Consider the following 17,437-nt stretch of genomic DNA (forward strand, 5'->3'; position numbering starts at 1 on the left):
TGAAACTAATCCAGAGTTCACCTATGTGTAATCAGAATTTTGTAGAATTACTCTGTAAAGAAAAACGACTATACATTTCTTAGCATTTGCTGATATCATTTAATTGTGAATTTTGTGTAAAGTACAGTCTTAGGCTATGTTATTTTTTTAGTTAACAAATAGCGCTTAACATGACCTCGGTTTCTCCTCACAAAAAAGCCAAAGCCCTCAAACCTACTAGTCGTCGCCCTGCTAAAGAACTTTGTAGCGAGTGTGGACTTTGCGATACATATTATATTCACTATGTCAAGGAAGCCTGTGCTTTTATCAATCAGCAGATAGGCGAACTTGAAGAACAAACCCACAAGCGATCGCGCCACCTCGACAACCCCGATGAACTCTACTTTGGTGTTCATCAAGACATGATGGCGGCGCGGAAACAGCAGCCCATCGAAGGCGCACAATGGACAGGTATTGTGAGCAGCCTTGCCATTGAAATGCTCAATCGCGGCATAGTCGAAGGCGTTGTCTGCGTACAAAACACCAAAGAAGACCGCTTTCAACCCATGCCCATCATTGCCCGCACTCCAGAAGAAATACTAGCAGCGCGGGTCAATAAGCCAACACTTTCCCCCAACCTTTCCATCTTGGAACAGGTAGAACAATCGGGGATGAAACGACTATTAGTAATTGGTGTCGGTTGCCAAATCCAAGCACTAAGAGCCGTAGAAAAACAACTTGGCTTAGAAAAGCTATACGTTTTAGGTACACCTTGCGTAGATAACGTCACCCGCGCCGGACTGCAAAAATTCTTAGAAACCACCAGCCGATCGCCTGATACAGTCGTGCATTATGAGTTCATGCAAGACTTCCGGGTTCACTTCAAACATGCAGATGGCTCAACAGAAACAGTACCTTTCTTTGGCTTGAAAACCAATAAACTTAAAGATGTCTTTGCCCCTTCATGCATGAGTTGCTTTGATTACGTCAACTCCCTCGCCGATTTAGTCGTCGGTTACATGGGCGCACCCTTTGGCTGGCAATGGATTGTAGTTAGGAATGATACAGGTAAAGAAATGCTCGACTTGGTGAAAGACCAGTTAGACACCCAGCCAGTCATGTCCCAAGGAAATCGTAAAGAAGCCGTGCAACAAAGTATACCTGCTTATGATAAAGCTGTGACTCTACCCATGTGGGCAGCAAAATTGATGGGGGTGGTGATTGAGAGAATTGGGCCTAAGGGTTTAGAATATGCGCGGTTTTCTATTGATTCTCACTTTACGCGGAATTACCTTTACGTGAAGCGGAATCATCCAGAGAAATTAGAGACCCATGTGCCGGAGTATGCTAAGCGGATCGTTGGGCAGTATAAGTTACCGGAGTAATGTCTCACGCAAAGACGCAAAGACGCAAAAGAATTTTTTGTGTCTTTGCTTGAGATGGCTATAAACCATTTACAACCCGCGAGATGCCGTCTTTGATGAGCAAGACGCCAAAGTTAATTAGCAAGCCTAGGCGCTTGTTAGTGAGGCGAAGGTATGTCAGTAGTTGCTTCTTGTGTACTGGATGAATTGCTTCCACAGATTTTAGTTCGACAATTACCTGATCTTCAACAATCAAATCTGCTCGGAAGCCTTCCTCCAAACGTACATTCTCGTAAACTACTGCAATAGGCTGCTGCCGTACTACCCGCAGTCCTCGCCTTTCCAACTCATAAGCTAAAACCGCTTCATACACAGATTATAAAAGCCCTGGCCCCAACTTCGTATGAACCTTGTATGCAGCATCAACAATCACCTTTGCGACCTCATTCTCATTCATCCACATCTTCTTCTTTGCTTCTTTGCGTCTTTGCGCCTTTGCGTGAGACAATCTTAACCCATGTTTTCTATATCACCATCATCCAGCCTCTCCCACAGCTTCTATCGCCGCCTGCAAAGCGATCGCAACATGAGTCCAGTGAGTCCCCCCTTGACAATAAACCACATAAGGCTCACGTAAAGGCCCATCAGCCGACAATTCCAAAGTACTGCCCTCAATAAATGTCCCCCCAGCCATGACTACTTGGCTCTCGTACCCTGGCATTTCATCGGGAACAGGGTCTAGGTAGGAACCGATGGGAGAATGCTGTTGTATGGCTTTACAGAAGGCAATCAGCTTTTGGGCAGAACCAAGCTTAATTGCCTGAATCACATCGCCACGGGGAGCAAGAGGTGCGGGATTGACTGGATAACCCAGTTTGTCAAATACATAACCAGTCAGATATGTCCCCTTCATCGCCTCTCCTACCATCTGTGGTGCCAAAAATAAACCTTGGAAGAGCAGGCGATTTTGGTCAAAAGTAGCACCACCAGCACTACCAATACCAGGAGCGGTAAGGCGACAAGCAGCGGCTTCCACCAACTCAGCGCGACCAGCAACGTAACCGCCAGCACTAACAATGGTGCCACCAGGATTTTTAATCAGTGACCCGGCCATTAAATCAGCACCAACAGTAGTAGGTTCTTTGGTTTCAATGAATTCGCCGTAGCAATTGTCAACAAAACAAATGGTGTTGGGGTTTTGTTGTTTAACTAGATGGATGATTTTTTCAATGTCGGCAATTGATAAACTAGGACGCCAAGAATAGCCACAAGAACGTTGAATTAACACTAAACGCGTGTTATCTGCCACACTATTACTTAAGGCTTGCCAATCTATGGTTCCTTCTGGGGTTAGCTCCAATTGACGGTAATTTATGCCAAACTCGATAAGGGAACCTTGACCTTGACCCCGTAAACCAATGACTTCTTCGAGCGTATCGTAGGGAGAACCAACTACTGCTAACATCTCATCTCCAGGACGCAGCACCCCAAACAAGGCACAGGCGATCGCGTGAGTCCCTGAAACAAACTGCACTCGCACTGCCGCTGCTTCGGCATCCATCACTTGGGCAAAAACTTGATCTAAAGTTTCTCGTCCTAAATCATCGTGACCGTAACCACTGACACTAGCAAAGTGGTGCGCCCCAACACGGTGATTACGAAAGGCATTCAGCACTCGTTCTAAATTATGCTTGACCTGAGCGTCAATTCCAGAAAAAATTTCTAACAGTGCCTGTTCTGCTTGCCGCAGCTGTTCCAAGCTGTTCATTAGTTCCTCAATCAAAAAAACATTAAGATATGCGGATTTTTCAATCGCGCAGATTAGGCCGAACAATTTCAAATCAGGTTATTGCATGACAATTGCTACCTCAACAAAACCTCAAATCAATTGGGTCAACACCCTATTTTTCGTTGGACTGCACATCGGCGCTTTGTTTGCTCTTGTTCCTGGTAACTTTAGCTGGAGTGCAGTCGGTGTGGCTTTCTTACTTTACTGGGTGACAGGTGGTTTAGGCATTACCCTGGGATTTCACCGCCTTGTGACTCACCGCAGTTTTCAGACTCCGAAGTGGCTGGAATATCTTCTGGTCTTTTTCGGGACACTCGCGTGTCAAGGAGGGCCAATTGAGTGGGTAGGGACACATCGCATTCATCATTTACATTCTGATACTGACCCTGATCCCCATGATTCCAATAAAGGCTTCTGGTGGAGTCACATGGGTTGGCTAATTCATAAATGTCCGGCTCACGCTGACGTTCCCCGCTTTACCAAAGACATTGCCGAAGACCCAGTTTATCAGTTTTTAGAAAAATATTTCATTTTAATCCAAGTCGCTCTAGGTTTATTACTATTGCTTGTGGGTGGCTGGTCGTTCGTGGTATGGGGCATTTTTGTTCGCCTGATCTGGGTTTACCACTGCACTTGGTTGGTGAACAGCGCTACTCATAAATTCGGTTATCACAGCCATGATGCTGGTGATCGATCCACTAATTGCTGGTGGGTAGCCATACTAGTTTTCGGTGAAGGCTGGCACAATAACCATCATGCTTATCAATATTCAGCTCGTCATGGGCTGGAATGGTGGGAAATTGATTTAACTTGGATGACAATTCAATTGTTGCAAGTACTTGGTCTAGCGACTAATGTGAAACTTGCTCCCACAAAGCAATAAGTCAATGATCAATAGTCAATAGTCAATGGTCATCAGTTTGGACTCTTGACTATTGACGATTGCCTGTTGACTACTGGTGCGCTTGGGTAAGTTAGGTTGCTATAATCCGAGACGCTGATGTTCATTAAATATTAAGAAACTTTGCGGTAAGTCGCTTTTTTTGGTGACTTGGTGGAGGAGTTTGTTGTTTTTCAGGTTTTCATGACTACATCAATAATTAACAGCCAGAAACTAGGTGATGACCTAGGTAATTCCGACCTGAGGCTAAAAGATATTATCAAAACTTTGCCACGGGAATGTTTTCAACAAAACCGTCGCAAAGCTTGGACGCAAGCGCTAGTCAGTGTTTTGATGGTTGCCTTGGGCTATTACAGCCTGACAATCACTCCTTGGTTCCTCTTGCCCATAGCTTGGATTTTTACGGGCACTGCTTTAACAGGTTTTTTTGTAATTGGTCATGATTGCGGACACCGTTCATTTGCCAAACGTCGTTGGGTAAATGATTTGGTGGGGCATTTGTTCATGATGCCCTTGATTTATCCGTTTCACAGCTGGCGCATTAAGCATAATCATCACCATACTCATACCAACAAACTGGATGAGGACAATGCTTGGCATCCCATTCGACCAGAAGTTTTTGAAAGTTGGGGTAAACGCAGACAGTCTGCTTTTGAGTTGTTCATGCGTAAACGCCTCTGGTGGATAGGTTCAGTTGGGCATTGGGCTGTTGTGCATTTCGATTGGCGGAAGTTCAAAACTAAAGAACAATCAGGCGTTAAGCTTTCTGTGGCTGTGGTAGTAATATTCGCAGCGATCGCTTTTCCTGTTCTCATCGCTACAACTGGTATTTGGGGATTTGTCAAGTTTTGGTTCATCCCCTGGCTGGTTTACCATTTTTGGATGAGTACCTTTACCATTGTTCACCACACTGCTTCAGATGTGCCTTTTGTGGCGGCGAATAAGTGGAACGAAGCTTTAGCACAGCTATTTGGAACTATCCATTGTGATTATCCCCGCTGGGTAGAATTCCTGTGCCACGATATCAATGTTCATGTCCCACATCACATTTCTACTGCTATTCCTTCCTATAATCTGCGGTTAGCTTACAGTAGTATCAAGGAAAATTGGCAGCCTTATCTGCATAATGAATGCCAGTTTTCTTGGTCTTTAATGAAGCAGATTGTAGACCAATGTCAACTGTATAAGACTGATGTTGGCTATAAATCTTTTAACGAATATTACGCAGATCGTTCCCTTGCTTCTAAGTAATTTTACTGTGGCAAACTTTTTGTTGATGAAGCAACAATAAGGCTTTATCATGTTGTGAATGAAATAAATTCTGGCAATTCTTTACTAACTATTATTGTGAGGAAATTGCCAGAGGTTGTTTTCTTGCATGAAGCGCGATCGCTAATTTGATAGACATCGCAGAGGTAAGCATGATATTGCCTCAAACAAAGTCCAGTTTTCTATTCAATCAAAGAATCCAGTGCAATCAAATACCGCCACTTTCAATCATCCTGATGCTGATGAAGTATCTGAGGATCAGACTAAACTGCCCTTTACTCTTCAGGATTTAAAAGCTGCAATACCTGCTGAATGTTTTCAGCCCAATGTGACAAAATCCTTATATTACTTTTTTCGTGACATTCTGATTATTGGACTGCTTTATGCAGTGGCTCATTACCTGGATTCTTGGTTTTTCTGGCCGATTTTCTGGTTAATGCAAGGGACAATGTTTTGGGCTTTGTTTGTAGTCGGACATGACTGCGGACATCAATCTTTTTCTAAGCATAAATGGCTCAATGATTTGATTGGGCATCTTTCTCACACACCAATACTAGTTCCTTATCATGGTTGGCGCATTAGCCACAGAACCCATCACAAAAATACTGGCAATATCGATAATGATGAAAGCTGGTATCCTGTGCCGGAATCGCACTATAAGCAGATGGGATTACCAGAAAAGACAGTTCGATTTTATCTTTTCTTATTAGCTTATCCCATATATTTGTTTAAGCGTTCTCCTAGGAAGCAAGGTTCCCACTTTTCACCTAATAGCCAACTTTTCAAACCTTCAGAAAAATGGGATATCATTACCAGCACTACACTCTGGATAGGTATGGTAGCTTTGCTGGGTTTCCTTACCTATCAATGGGGTTGGATGTGGTTGTTAAAGTACTACGCCGCACCCTATATTGTGTTTGTGATTTGGCTGGATTTGGTAACATTTTTACATCACACCGAGCCTGATATTCCCTGGTATCGTGGAGACGATTGGACTTTCCTCAAAGGTGCAATTTCCAGCATTGACCGCGATTACGGTTTGATCAATCACATCCATCATGATATTGGTACTCATGTTGCTCACCATATCTTCCTCAACATTCCTCACTACAATTTGTTGAAGGCAACTGAGGCAATTAAACCTGTGATGGGTGAATATTTCCATAAATCTGATGAACCTATTTGGAAGTCTTTATGGCGTTCTGCTATTAGCTGCCATTTTGTACCAGATGAGGGCGGGAAGGTTTACTATACATCTAATCTTCTTAAGTAATTTATACCTCAAACTATAAGTTACTGGCTATACAAAAAAGTCCACCTCGGTGGATTTTTTTGTATGGTTTTGAGGTTTATAATTGTTACAGAGCTCCAAAAAGTAAATTATCCCGCTTAAAATTTTTGACTGATGACTGCGAACAGAAGGATATTTGCTTAGTTGGAAGTCCCTGAGTAACAATTAACTATATCTAAAAAGTTTTATGAGCCTAACTGTTCAAGATGTAGAAAGACTACAGCAAAAGCTAGAAGATGAACAGCAGGACTACCAGATAGAACTGCAAAATGGAAATATTTTACTTATGGGGCCATCGGATATCGAGTCTAGTGAAATTGGCGCTCAGTTAATATATTTATTAAAACTTTGGGTAAATCCTCGTAAGATTGGGCGGATATTTGACTCAAGTGGTGGATTTATAATGCCAAACACAGATTTACGCGCCCCAGATGTTTCTTTTGTGGCGGCGGAAAGACTAAAGCGTACTGTGAGAGATTTTGCCGAGTTAGTACCAGATTTAGTAGTAGAAATAAAGTCGAAAACAGACAGATTTTCTAAATTGGAAGATAAAATCAAGCTATTTTTGGAATTAGGGGCAAAGGTAGGATTATTAATTAATCCAGATAATTTGACTGTGAGTGTATATCGCCCAAATGGTGAATTAGAAGTGTTAACAGGTGAAGATAAGTTAACTATTAATGAATTATTCCCTGGTTGGGAAGTTGCAATTTCTGAACTATGGCCGCCTGTGTTTGAGTGATTTCAGGTGCTAATATATACACATAAGTTTGTATGTCTAAAATTTTTTATAAATTTTGATGTTTTTCCTCAATAAAATTTTCTAACTCCTGAATAATATATGTAGATAAATTTTGATTATGCATATAATTAGTAAAGCTATTTGCAATTTGAGAAAAACATAAAAATGGTTGAGATTTATCTAAAATTTTCTTTTGTTTTCTATAGTCAGATTTACACATATTTTCTTGAAATCTTCTTTTATTCAAATCTAAAAAATTAAATTCATACTCTGCTTGCGCTCTCACAAGCAAATTGGAATCTTGACGAAGCTTTTCACAAAATTTGTATCTAATTAAAAAATTTGCATCTTCCAATTGGGAATCATAAATAAATTGATGCAAAGTCTCCAGGACAGACCATCGAGTGATATACTGAGCGCTAAATATCATACTCTCAATTACATCACAACGATTATCTACCCCCAGCCAAAATAACTCTCCTATAAGTCTTGGCAATAAAATTGGGTCTTGATCTCGGAACTGGTGGAATGCATGAAGTAGAACAGGTACACTGTTATAGCTGCATATTTTTCCTAGCGTATAAATGACTTGTTTACGAATAAAATGATTATTTGCAAACACTAAATGCTCTAGTTCTGGAATGATAGCTGACCCTAAATTGGTTTCCCAAGATAGTTTACATACGTCATTTCGGGAACAACTCAGAACAAAATCTGTAATAAAAAGGCAAGCATCCCCAACAATTATCTCATCTTGGCTTTCAAGTAACTTAATTAGAGTATCAACTGCACCAGGTGATGTAACAACCTCAGCCATGTACTCTGAATCACCTAAGTAGTTAAGATAGTTAAGAATTTTAGTCTCTAGCATTTTTTATTAATGACTAAAATCGCCCATTCCCTTGCACAATATGCTTTACAGTAGTCAAAGTTTCCAAACTAATAAATCCTCGGCGATGTCCTTTTTGGTTAGACATGCCCAAAAATACCGAATCTCCCCGCGAAGGGTTGCGGGAAAAACGCGGGGAGGCGTTGATGTAGGTGGAAGCGCTGTTAACTCCCAGAGCAAACTGCCGACTTTCCTGATATGATTCCGTGACGATACAGTCAGCATGACCGCTGCTGTATTGATTAATCCAAGCGATCGCAGTTTCTAAGCTATCTACCAATTTAAATGCTACTGTCTTGGTTAAATAAGCGCTTCCCCATTCGCCCTCTTTAGCTAGATGCAACTGGGGAAAAGCCTCTACTAGTTCCGCATCACCTCTAATTTCAAAACCTTTCTCCTTTAAACTGTTCCACAGAACAGTTAAAGATGATGGTAAAGCTTGACGATGAATTAATACCTTTTCAATGGCGTTAACTGGGTCTGGTTGGCTTTGATGACTATCAATAATCATCCAACGTACCATATCTAAGCTGGCATTGAGCGACCAGTAGAGATAGCAGTTGCCCATCGCTGACTTTAAGACTGGACAAGTTGCTTGTCGCATTACTTGCTGCACCAAGCTGGAACGCGCATAGGGAATGACTAAATTCACGTACTCGTCTTGGGTAATTAAATCCCGAATTGAAGCACCATGTTCTGCGGGAATTAATTCTAAACTACCTGGTGGTAGACCAACCTCCGCAATGGCGTTTTGCAGTACAACAGCGATCGCTTCGTTAGAATGGCTAGCTTCAGCACCACCTTTGAGAATTATACTGTTACCAGTTTTAATACAAAAACCTGCGGCGATCGCTCCTAAATCAGGAAACGCTTCATAAATAAATCCAATGACTCCCAAAGGCATTAACTGAGTGTAACTCTGGGAGTCCTCTATTTGATAGTCAGCGTTTCTGATGCGCCGCAGTGGATCTGATAGTTCCCCCAAGCGTTGGAGAATTTCTACTGTATTCTCTAGCCGTTTGGGTGTTAGCTTCAGCCAGTCTAAGATTAACTCTGGCACTGCCATTTCTTTGCTGGCTTCTAGATCCAAAGTGTTAGCTTCTAGAATGTCATCAAATGAGTGTTCTATGGCCTTTGCCATTGCCAGCACAGCGCGACTGCGGTCTGCCCCCTTTGTGCACCCCAACTTGAGGGAAGCTTGATAAGCGCGTTTAGCGCTGGTAATTGGTTCGGGGTAATCATCCAAAGCTTCAACAGTCATGGGATTAACGTCTGTAGGTAAGCCAGACCATAAGTGCTGGCAGAATGGCCAACAGCACCGCTACCATTGCCCAAGCAATAATACTTGAACCATTTGCCAATCGCAATGCTAGTGGTAACCATATGATTACTAGCACGAAAATAATGCCCAATGCTATCGGTAAATAGCTTTCTCCTAACCGGGGATGGACAACATGCCAACTATTTCCCGTCCAGCGCCAAGCACGCTTGTAGGGATAGGTCGTAGAAAGCTGTTCTAAGACATGACCATTATCTTCTACTACAAAGATTTGCTGACAGCGATCGCAACCAAATGCTTCTGTCAGGGTAATGGGAATTAAACGTCCCTTGCGACGGCAGGGACAGGGATATTCCGTGTTAAAGTCGATTTTTTCGGGTTTTTGAGATTGCACAAGCGTTCTAATAACTTGAGCGTGTTTTTAATAAGCTGGAAGAATACACTCCCTTGGTAAATGCCTTGGGGAACTCCAACAAAGAAATTATCCTGCTTTGAGTTGTTGATTGTTGACTGTCAGTGTAAACAGTCAGCTAGAACAATTACAGTGGGATATTTTTTATTTTTCATTCCCTTAGAGGCTTCTGTCTGATCAATTTTTTGTATAAATAGCCAAGTGAGGCAGGCAAATCCTGATTCAAATTGTCATATCCGCCCTCTCAGGATCGGTATGTCTAATTTCACGATATCTATCTGTTGTCCTTGCCTGTACTCGGTTATCTTGTTTAAGAATTTCTTTATCTTCTTCATTTGTGGCTTCAAAGGTAATTTAGTTGCTTTGGTTGGGCATTTATTGTGCTTGTATGTCTGCTACAATTTTAAGCTTACGTGGCGATAAGCTCTAAAACAAGCTGTGAAGCTAAGCAAACCAAGTATTGAACTTGAAACAGTATCCTAGAATTTCCCTTGGGTGACTATTATCATTGTCCTGTGATCAAGGTTCGCTCGCGATCGCTTCCCTATCCCTTCCTCGTGGTCATCCTTGAGCTTCGTTACTGCTTTTGACTCACGAATTACGGGCATCTTTTGAGAGCGGAAAGTGTCTCAACATCAATCGGTTTGTATGACTTTTTCCCTACTCAAATTTCAGTCGGCTTCATTACTAAAAGACTTTGCACCTGATAATACTTCTGTTTAGCCAACTTGAACCTAGTGTAATACACCCTACACCTAACAATCAGCTACACCTGTAGTTATTGTAGCCAAACTAGTTTGCTGTTGGCTGCAACTGAAACTTATACTTTACTAACAAGCGGGTAACGCGATTCGAACGCGCGACATTCACCTTGGCAAGGTGACGCTCTACCACTGAGCTATACCCGCATTTGCCATTAAATATAAATATCTCAGATTTTTCTTTGTTTGTCAACCCCTAAATTTTGAAATTTTGAGCAGGGGGATAAGGGGGATGGGGGGGGAGCAAGGGAGCAGGGGAGGTGGGGGGATAAAACAACTAACTCCTGACAACTGACAACTTAGCTAAGTTCTTCAGACTCCGCAGTTAAATTGCCGACGCTGGCATTTTGAAAGGAAGCTGGCAAAGATTGGGGATTCAGCGAGTATGGCTCTGCCAAGTTAGAGCGCAATTGCCGCATGAGGCTGGCCATTTCTAAAGCATTCATGGCGTAATCCCAGCCATGATTGGCTTTAATGCCTGCTCTCTCTAAGGCTTGCTGCATAGTATCTACTGTCAAAATGCCAAAAATGACTGGGACTCCGGTTTGAAAGCTAGCGGCAGCAATACCTTTGGCAACTTCAGAAGATACATAATCGAAATGGGGGGTTTGCCCTCGAATTACAGCACCTAGACAAATTACAGCATCATAACGATGTGAGAGTGCTAGCTGACGAGCCACAAGCGGGACTTCAAAACTTCCTGGAACCCAAATGTAGTCTACTTGATTTCCGTGGGGGTTAGGGTCTACACCGTGGCGTTTCAAGCAATCTTGACATCCCTCTAGCAATTTTCCGGTTACAAGGTCATTGAATCGACCAATAACCACTGCAAAATGCAAAGGTTCCGTTTGAGTAAAAGTTCCCTCGAAAACTGCCATGATTGCCTCTAAATTAAATATACTCTTGCCAATATACATTTCTTCTCTAAATACAGAAGAGCAGGAAAGCACAATTAATTAGGTAAAAAGGGCTAGCTTTTACCTTTGACTTGGCTTTCCTGCTCTTTTAGTCTTTGTGCTATTTGCCTGCACTAGGGCGAAGCCATTGCTTAAACTACGAAAAAGTTTAACAGACCAACTAATAGCACTAGAGCAATCCAGACTCCAGAACCAAGCCACAGCAGCCTTTTAGATTCGACCCAATTTTGGGGAGTTGCATAAGCAACAGGTACACCAACAACTAGAACAAAAGACAACAAAACTAGAGCTACCAAAGCGAATTGGAATATTACGGTCATTTTTGCTTCTCCCAAGACAGCGAAATACTAAAAATAGAATATCGTGAAGTACCTACACTGACCTTCAGTGAGCGTGTAGGCTTCCTGTCTCACTTGCCGTTGCTTTGTTGGGGACATTGTTAAAAACAATGTGCGTTACCGAAAACGCTCCAAGACTTACACAGCATCTCTGGTCTTGCGACCTTTATCTCTTCAAAGAGAGAACCCAGGCAGCCGCCCGCCTTCCGCAGGCAGTTTAATTTTTTCTTCAAGGATTCATATTTTGCTTATTTTTTAAGCTAGCAGAAATTGCTACATTTTAGTCATTGGTCAATAGTCCACAGTCCAAAGTCCAGAGTCAAAAGTGTAAATATTGACTCTTGACTAATGACTCTTGACTAATGACTTTTGACCCATGACTCTTGAGTATGGATTTAATTCTTTGCCACACAACAGCTGATTTTGATGCACTAGGTGCAGCAGTAGGGCTAACTTGCCTATTACCAGGAAGTAAGATTGTGCTGACTGGTGGAGCGCACCCACCTGTGCGAGATTTTTTGGCCTTGCATCGGGATGAGTATGCTCTAATAGAAAGGCGTTCGGTCAATCCGGAAAAAATTCGTTCTTTGAGGGTGGTGGATACGCAACAGCGCGATCGCTTGGGTAAGGCTGCTGAATGGTTAGATTTACCCAACATAAAAGAGATTATAGTTTACGACCATCACTTAGGACAAGCATCGGATATCCCGGCTACCGAGTCTTACATTGAACCAGTGGGAGCGACAACGACTTTAATGGTGGAACAATTGCAACAGCAGCAAATTTCTCTGACTCCTGCTGTGGCAAATGTTATGGCTTTGGGTATCCACGTTGATACTGGCTCATTAACATATGAGAGTGCTACAGCGCGGGATGCCCTGGCTTTGGCTTGGTTGATGCAGCAGGGAGCGAGTTTGCCTGTGATTTCTACTTATCGTGACCCTGGTTTATCTCCTCAGTTGCAGCGGCTATTAACTGAGGCACTGGAAAACTTACAATATCTTTGCTTGCGGGGATATACCATCGCTTGGGTAACTCTGAAAACAGATAAGTTTGTCCCAGGTTTATCGAGTATTGCCTCGCAACTGAGTGAAATCGCAGAATTTGATGCAATGCTTTTGGCAAATGAATATCCTTTGGCAGAGGATGACTCACGTTTAACTATAATTGGGCGATCGCAAATCAAGAGCGTTCATCTCAATCAATTATTTCAAACTCTGGGCGGTGGCGGTCATTCCCAAGCAGCATCGCTCAATTTGCGAGGAGTAGATACACAAGCAACACTCCAGCAACTTCTAGACTCTATCAAAGCTTCCATTCCTTATCCTCCCACAGCCAGGGACTTGATGTCTTCTCCAGTTCGCACTATCCGCCCAGAAACGACAATTGAAGAAGCACAACGCATTTTATTACGTTACGGACATTCTGGTTTATCTGTAGTGGATACTCAAGGGCAACTAGTTGGTATTATTTCCCGACGGGATCTTGATATCGCCTTTCACCACGGGTTTAGTCATGCGCCAGTCAAGGGTTACATGACAACAAATTTGAAAACGATCACACCAGATACCATATTGCCACAAATTCAAGCGCTGATGGTGACATATGATATCGGACGCTTACCTGTATTGGAAAATGGTCAACTATTAGGTATTGTGACGCGGACTGATGTGTTGCGGGAATTGCATCGAGAAGGGGAAGGGGAAGGGGAAAAAAGAAGCAGGGAAAGAGGAAATGTACCTAAGTTTACCAACTTGGGGGAATTGCGCGATCGCCTGGCTCCTCAATTGTGGCAATTACTCACCAAAGCTTCCCAAGCAGCAGAAAAACGAGGTTGGCATCTTTATCTGGTAGGGGGTGCGGTGCGGGACTTGCTATTAGCTGAGAAAGCAGCAGGTAACTTGATGATAAAAGATATTGATTTAGTGGTTGATGGCTTTCACAAATCAGCAGATGTCGGTGCTGGTGTGGAATTAGCTAAGGAACTACAACAACTTTACCCCACTGCCCGCTTAGAAATCCACGGGGCTTTTCAAACTGCTGCTTTGTTGTGGCACAAAGACCCTGAATTAGATTCTTTATGGGTGGATATTGCCACCGCTAGGACAGAATTTTATCCTTATCCAGCCGCAAATCCGGAAGTGGAAGCGAGTTCTATTCGTCAAGATTTGTATCGCCGCGACTTTACTATTAATGCTATGGCACTGCGGCTAACTTCTCCCCGCGCTGGTGAATTATTGGATTTCTTTGGCGGTTTACAAGATTTACAAGCCCAACAAATTCGGGTTTTACACGCTAACAGCTTTATAGAAGACCCTACCCGCATTTATCGTGGCGTGCGGTTTGCGGTGCGCTTTGGTTTCAAGATGGAACCGCAAACAGAAGAGTATATCCGCTATGCCATTAACAGTGGCATTTACGATCGCACTACCCAAGAAAATAGCAGAACTCCAGCCTTACAAACTCGGCTGAAGGCAGAATTGAAAAACATTTTGGAAGCGCCCTACTGGAAATCGGCTTTGCAGTTACTCGATAATTTAGGGGCGTTACAGTGTATCCATCCTACCCTGAAGTTAGATGAGGAACTTTTACGGCAATTACGTTTGCTAGAACGCTGTTTACAACGATTTGATTCGCAACAAACCTTCATCCACTGGCAAATGCGTTTAGAAGTGTTAATTGCCCACCTAGCACCTGAATATCGGGCGAAAGTGACACAGAATTTGCAAATGCAAGAGGATAGCATCGCTAGGTTAAAGAACTTAGCCCAAAGCTTGAGTCAGGTAATGGCATCTTTACCCAGTCACCAACGCCCCAGTCAGGTGGTACAGTTGCTACGACAGTACGACTTACCCATGCTGATTTTAATCGCTTTGGTAAGTCCGCGATCGCTCCGGCGGCAAATTTGGCAATATTTAACAATTTGGGCTAACTTTCAGCCGCTTTTAAATGGTAATGACCTGAAAAAATTAGGCTATAAACCAGGGCCACAGTATCGGCAAATTTTAGATGATTTACTTGCTGCTACTTTAGATGGAGTGATTAAAAATAGAACTGAAGCTGAGGAATTTCTAGCCAAGCATTACCCACGATAATTTATAGCAGGGAATAGGGAACAGGCTTAAAAATTTCTTTTTGAAACCTCTCTTTTTGTAGGAGAGAGGTTTTCTAAATCTGTCGAACTCACTTTAAAATTCGGCATTTTGCGGTGTGCGCGGGAAGGGAATCACATCACGAATATTTCCCATACCCGTCATAAATTGCACGAGTCTTTCAAAACCTAACCCAAAACCAGCATGAGGAACGCTACCGTAACGGCGCAAATCTAGATACCACCACAAATCTTCTGGCTTCATTCCTTGGGCTATTACCCGCCGTTCTAAAACTTCTAAACGTTCTTCCCGTTGGGAACCACCAATAATTTCGCCAATTTTCGGTGCTAGAATATCCATCGCGCGGACGGTTTTTTCATCATCATTCAACCGCATATAAAAGGCTTTGATTTGCGCTGGATAATCTGTAACGATGACTGGCTTTTTAAATAGTTGTTCAGCTAGGTAACGTTCGTGTTCTGATTGTAAATCTAAACCCCAACTTACAGGATATTCAAACTTGATATCAGCCTTCTCTAAAAGTTTAATCGCTTCTGTGTAAGTTAGCCGTTCAAATTGATTGTTAATAATATTGTCGGCTGTTGCCAACACAGTATCATCAATACGCTGATTGAAAAATTCCATGTCTTCTGGACAAGTTGACAACACATATTTAAAAATGTGTTTGAGAAATGCCTCAGCTAAATCCATATCACCTTCTAAGTCGCAAAAGGCCATTTCTGGCTCCACCATCCAAAATTCTGCTAGGTGGCGAGAGGTGTTAGAATTTTCTGCACGGAAGGTAGGGCCAAAGGTATAGACGTTAGAAAACGCCATGGCCATGACTTCTGCTTCTAACTGACCGCTAACTGTGAGATATGTGGGTTTACCAAAAAAGTCTTGGGTGTAATCGACTGCTTGATTTTCTGTGCGGGGAATATTTTTCAGATCCAAACTGGTGACGCTAAATAATTCACCCGCGCCTTCACAGTCGCTAGCGGTAATGATGGGTGTGTGTACCCACAAAAAGCCTCTTTCTTGAAAGAATTGGTGAATAGCCGTAGAACAGGCATTTCTGACGCGGAAAACTGCACCAAAAGAATTAGTACGCGATCGCAAATGTCCAATGGTACGCAAAAATTCAAATGAATGGCGTTTCTTTTGCAGGGGATATGTTTCGGGATCAGCTTCCCCGTAGACTTTCAGCGCTTGGGCTTTCAACTCGATGCGCTGACCTTTACCAAGGGAAGCCACCAGTAAACCTGTCACTTCTACAGCCGCACCTGTATTGAGTTTTTTTAATACAGCTTCGTAGTCTGGCAAATCTTGATTGATGACGACTTGCAAATTAGCTAGTGATGAGCCGTCATTGACTTCAATAAAAGCAAAGCCTTTTGATTCACGTTTCGTCCGCACCCAGCCTTGAATGCCAACAGACTCATCAGGTTGACCACTTCGCAATATTTCTGCAATCCGTCGATTTACCATATTATGTCAATTGTATTTCGTCAAGTAAGTAATACAGGTCTTCAAGAATGTTAACAGTTAACTTAATCTAAAATCCCAAATCTAAAATTTAAAATTAATTTTATCCAGCACAAGATTTTAACATCCAGCCTATAATAACGCCCATTCCACCAAAGCGGACTACTTGCCAAAAAGGTTTTTTGAGACTAGTCCAAGAAAATAACTGGCTTTCTAAGCTGATTTCTAGCACTTGCAACTGCTGTTGAATTTGCCGTAACTCGTCTTTGTCTTCTGGTGACTGGTACTTATTTTGTTGCAATTCCTGGCGACGTTGTTGCCATTCTGCCTTTTGTTGGCGATCGCGCTGTATTTGAGCATACCTTTGTTTTAAGGATAGAAGCGATCGCTCTACTTCCTCTAGTTCTTGTGCAAAATCTGGTTCTTGATCCCCAGAGGAATGCTGATGAGATTGTTTAGGCGGTTTCATTTGCAAGTAGTGAGCTAAGATTGGATACGAGCCAAAAGTTAAGACTCAAAGAGCAATAGCCAAGAGTCAAAATAGTTTTATATCTAGACTTTTGACTTTTAACTCAGCACTCAGCACTCAGAATGTATGTCTGAAACTACCCAGCTGCCTAAAACCAGTCAACTGAATGAATTTAGTACTCTAGAACTAGCGCAAGTCCTGATGGAAAGGCTAACCATTTCCCCTAACGATTGGCATCGCCTCAAGTCTAACCGCAATTCCCGCGCGAGTGAACAAGTTGCTGCTGCTCTTGTGTATCTCCTCAAAAACCAGCCACAAGAAGCACTCCCCAGATTAGAACAAGCAACTGGTTGGTTAGATCGTTCAATTTCTGCGCCTCCCTGTCCGACTCATGGAAAAAGTTAAGAGTTAAGAGCTAGGAGTTAATAATTTATAACTCCTAACTCTTAACTCCTCACTG

At 42.6% G+C, this 17,437-nt stretch carries 16 protein-coding genes and 1 tRNA gene; 7 read left to right on the top strand and 10 right to left on the bottom strand.

All coding sequences use genetic code 11. The features are described 5' to 3' along the window. The first annotated feature begins 170 nt into the window (after positions 1–170). On the top strand, positions 171–1,364 hold the full coding sequence (locus I8748_RS29230) for a Coenzyme F420 hydrogenase/dehydrogenase, beta subunit C-terminal domain (RefSeq protein ID WP_198127995.1): 1,194 nt from the start codon (positions 171–173) through the stop codon (positions 1,362–1,364). Between the two features lie 58 nt (positions 1,365–1,422). Here the strand turns inward: I8748_RS29230 and I8748_RS29235 are convergent, their stop codons facing one another. Next, positions 1,423–1,716: a GxxExxY protein gene (locus I8748_RS29235; RefSeq protein WP_318781295.1), complete on the bottom strand. Its 294-nt coding sequence runs from the start codon at positions 1,714–1,716 to the stop codon at positions 1,423–1,425. 162 nt (positions 1,717–1,878) lie between these two features. Next, positions 1,879–3,111, bottom strand: coding sequence for a methionine gamma-lyase family protein (locus I8748_RS29240; protein ID WP_198127996.1), 1,233 nt, complete (start codon positions 3,109–3,111; stop codon positions 1,879–1,881). An 85-nt stretch (positions 3,112–3,196) separates the two neighbouring features. Here I8748_RS29240 and I8748_RS29245 point away from each other — a divergent pair, with 85 nt between their 5' ends. The 4 genes from I8748_RS29245 to I8748_RS29260 all read left to right on the top strand — a co-directional run bounded on the left by I8748_RS29245 (position 3,197) and on the right by I8748_RS29260 (position 7,335). Then, on the top strand, positions 3,197–4,015 hold the full coding sequence (locus I8748_RS29245; protein WP_198127997.1) for an acyl-CoA desaturase: 819 nt from the start codon (positions 3,197–3,199) through the stop codon (positions 4,013–4,015). A gap of 201 nt (positions 4,016–4,216) precedes the next feature. Further along, the gene (locus tag I8748_RS29250; protein WP_198127998.1) at positions 4,217–5,284 is read left to right on the top strand and encodes a fatty acid desaturase; all 1,068 of its coding nucleotides are present in this window, start codon (positions 4,217–4,219) and stop codon (positions 5,282–5,284) included. A gap of 220 nt (positions 5,285–5,504) precedes the next feature. Continuing rightward, positions 5,505–6,575: a fatty acid desaturase gene (locus tag I8748_RS29255; protein WP_198127999.1), complete on the top strand. Its 1,071-nt coding sequence runs from the start codon at positions 5,505–5,507 to the stop codon at positions 6,573–6,575. 205 nt (positions 6,576–6,780) lie between these two features. Continuing rightward, positions 6,781–7,335: a Uma2 family endonuclease gene (locus tag I8748_RS29260; RefSeq protein WP_198128000.1), complete on the top strand. Its 555-nt coding sequence runs from the start codon at positions 6,781–6,783 to the stop codon at positions 7,333–7,335. A 46-nt stretch (positions 7,336–7,381) separates the two neighbouring features. Here I8748_RS29260 and I8748_RS29265 read toward each other — a convergent pair whose 3' ends face one another. From I8748_RS29265 to psbZ, 6 genes are all read right to left on the bottom strand, one after another. Then, positions 7,382–8,206 (bottom strand): HEAT repeat domain-containing protein, encoded by an 825-nt coding sequence (locus tag I8748_RS29265; RefSeq protein ID WP_198128001.1) that lies wholly within the window; start codon positions 8,204–8,206, stop codon positions 7,382–7,384. 13 nt (positions 8,207–8,219) lie between these two features. Continuing rightward, a complete protein-coding gene (locus I8748_RS29270) occupies positions 8,220–9,485 on the bottom strand; it encodes a glutamate-5-semialdehyde dehydrogenase (protein ID WP_198128002.1) in 1,266 nt (421 codons plus the stop codon). A 4-nt stretch (positions 9,486–9,489) separates the two neighbouring features. After that, positions 9,490–9,897, bottom strand: coding sequence for a hypothetical protein (locus I8748_RS29275; protein ID WP_198128003.1), 408 nt, complete (start codon positions 9,895–9,897; stop codon positions 9,490–9,492). Between the two features lie 854 nt (positions 9,898–10,751). Then, positions 10,752–10,823, bottom strand: a tRNA-Gly gene (locus I8748_RS29280). A gap of 152 nt (positions 10,824–10,975) precedes the next feature. Beyond that, complete coding sequence (gene ribH / locus I8748_RS29285) at positions 10,976–11,554, bottom strand: 6,7-dimethyl-8-ribityllumazine synthase (RefSeq protein WP_198128004.1); 579 nt, start codon at positions 11,552–11,554, stop codon at positions 10,976–10,978. Positions 11,555–11,724: 170 nt separating this feature from the next. Then, on the bottom strand, positions 11,725–11,913 hold the full coding sequence (gene psbZ / locus I8748_RS29290) for a photosystem II reaction center protein PsbZ (RefSeq protein ID WP_198128005.1): 189 nt from the start codon (positions 11,911–11,913) through the stop codon (positions 11,725–11,727). A 407-nt stretch (positions 11,914–12,320) separates the two neighbouring features. On the opposite strand from psbZ, the gene I8748_RS29295 reads away from it, so the two are divergent. Beyond that, positions 12,321–15,026, top strand: a complete 2,706-nt coding sequence (locus I8748_RS29295; RefSeq protein ID WP_198128006.1) for a CBS domain-containing protein — start codon at positions 12,321–12,323, stop codon at positions 15,024–15,026. A gap of 93 nt (positions 15,027–15,119) precedes the next feature. Here the strand turns inward: I8748_RS29295 and asnS are convergent, their stop codons facing one another. Further along, positions 15,120–16,511, bottom strand: a complete 1,392-nt coding sequence (gene asnS / locus I8748_RS29300) for an asparagine--tRNA ligase (protein ID WP_198128007.1) — start codon at positions 16,509–16,511, stop codon at positions 15,120–15,122. Positions 16,512–16,611: 100 nt separating this feature from the next. Continuing rightward, positions 16,612–16,977, bottom strand: coding sequence for a hypothetical protein (locus I8748_RS29305; protein ID WP_198128008.1), 366 nt, complete (start codon positions 16,975–16,977; stop codon positions 16,612–16,614). 126 nt (positions 16,978–17,103) lie between these two features. On the opposite strand from I8748_RS29305, the gene I8748_RS29310 reads away from it, so the two are divergent. Continuing rightward, complete coding sequence (locus I8748_RS29310; protein ID WP_198128009.1) at positions 17,104–17,382, top strand: DUF6439 family protein; 279 nt, start codon at positions 17,104–17,106, stop codon at positions 17,380–17,382. The last annotated feature ends 55 nt before the right edge of the window (positions 17,383–17,437 follow it).

The organism is Amazonocrinis nigriterrae CENA67, from assembly GCF_016056305.1.
In the GTDB taxonomy this organism is placed as follows: domain Bacteria; phylum Cyanobacteriota; class Cyanobacteriia; order Cyanobacteriales; family Nostocaceae; genus Amazonocrinis; species Amazonocrinis nigriterrae.

Coding starts and splice junctions, on each gene's coding strand:
- I8748_RS29260 (WP_198128000.1), top strand. CDS start 6,781: ATGAGCCTAACTGTTCAAGATGTAGAAAGACTACAGCAAAAGCTAGAA.
- I8748_RS29240 (WP_198127996.1), bottom strand. CDS start 3,111: ATGAACAGCTTGGAACAGCTGCGGCAAGCAGAACAGGCACTGTTAGAA.
- ribH (WP_198128004.1), bottom strand. CDS start 11,554: ATGGCAGTTTTCGAGGGAACTTTTACTCAAACGGAACCTTTGCATTTT.
- I8748_RS29245 (WP_198127997.1), top strand. CDS start 3,197: ATGACAATTGCTACCTCAACAAAACCTCAAATCAATTGGGTCAACACC.
- I8748_RS29295 (WP_198128006.1), top strand. CDS start 12,321: ATGGATTTAATTCTTTGCCACACAACAGCTGATTTTGATGCACTAGGT.
- psbZ (WP_198128005.1), bottom strand. CDS start 11,913: ATGACCGTAATATTCCAATTCGCTTTGGTAGCTCTAGTTTTGTTGTCT.
- I8748_RS29305 (WP_198128008.1), bottom strand. CDS start 16,977: ATGAAACCGCCTAAACAATCTCATCAGCATTCCTCTGGGGATCAAGAA.
- I8748_RS29270 (WP_198128002.1), bottom strand. CDS start 9,485: ATGACTGTTGAAGCTTTGGATGATTACCCCGAACCAATTACCAGCGCT.
- asnS (WP_198128007.1), bottom strand. CDS start 16,511: ATGGTAAATCGACGGATTGCAGAAATATTGCGAAGTGGTCAACCTGAT.
- I8748_RS29230 (WP_198127995.1), top strand. CDS start 171: ATGACCTCGGTTTCTCCTCACAAAAAAGCCAAAGCCCTCAAACCTACT.
- I8748_RS29250 (WP_198127998.1), top strand. CDS start 4,217: ATGACTACATCAATAATTAACAGCCAGAAACTAGGTGATGACCTAGGT.
- I8748_RS29310 (WP_198128009.1), top strand. CDS start 17,104: ATGTCTGAAACTACCCAGCTGCCTAAAACCAGTCAACTGAATGAATTT.
- I8748_RS29265 (WP_198128001.1), bottom strand. CDS start 8,206: ATGCTAGAGACTAAAATTCTTAACTATCTTAACTACTTAGGTGATTCA.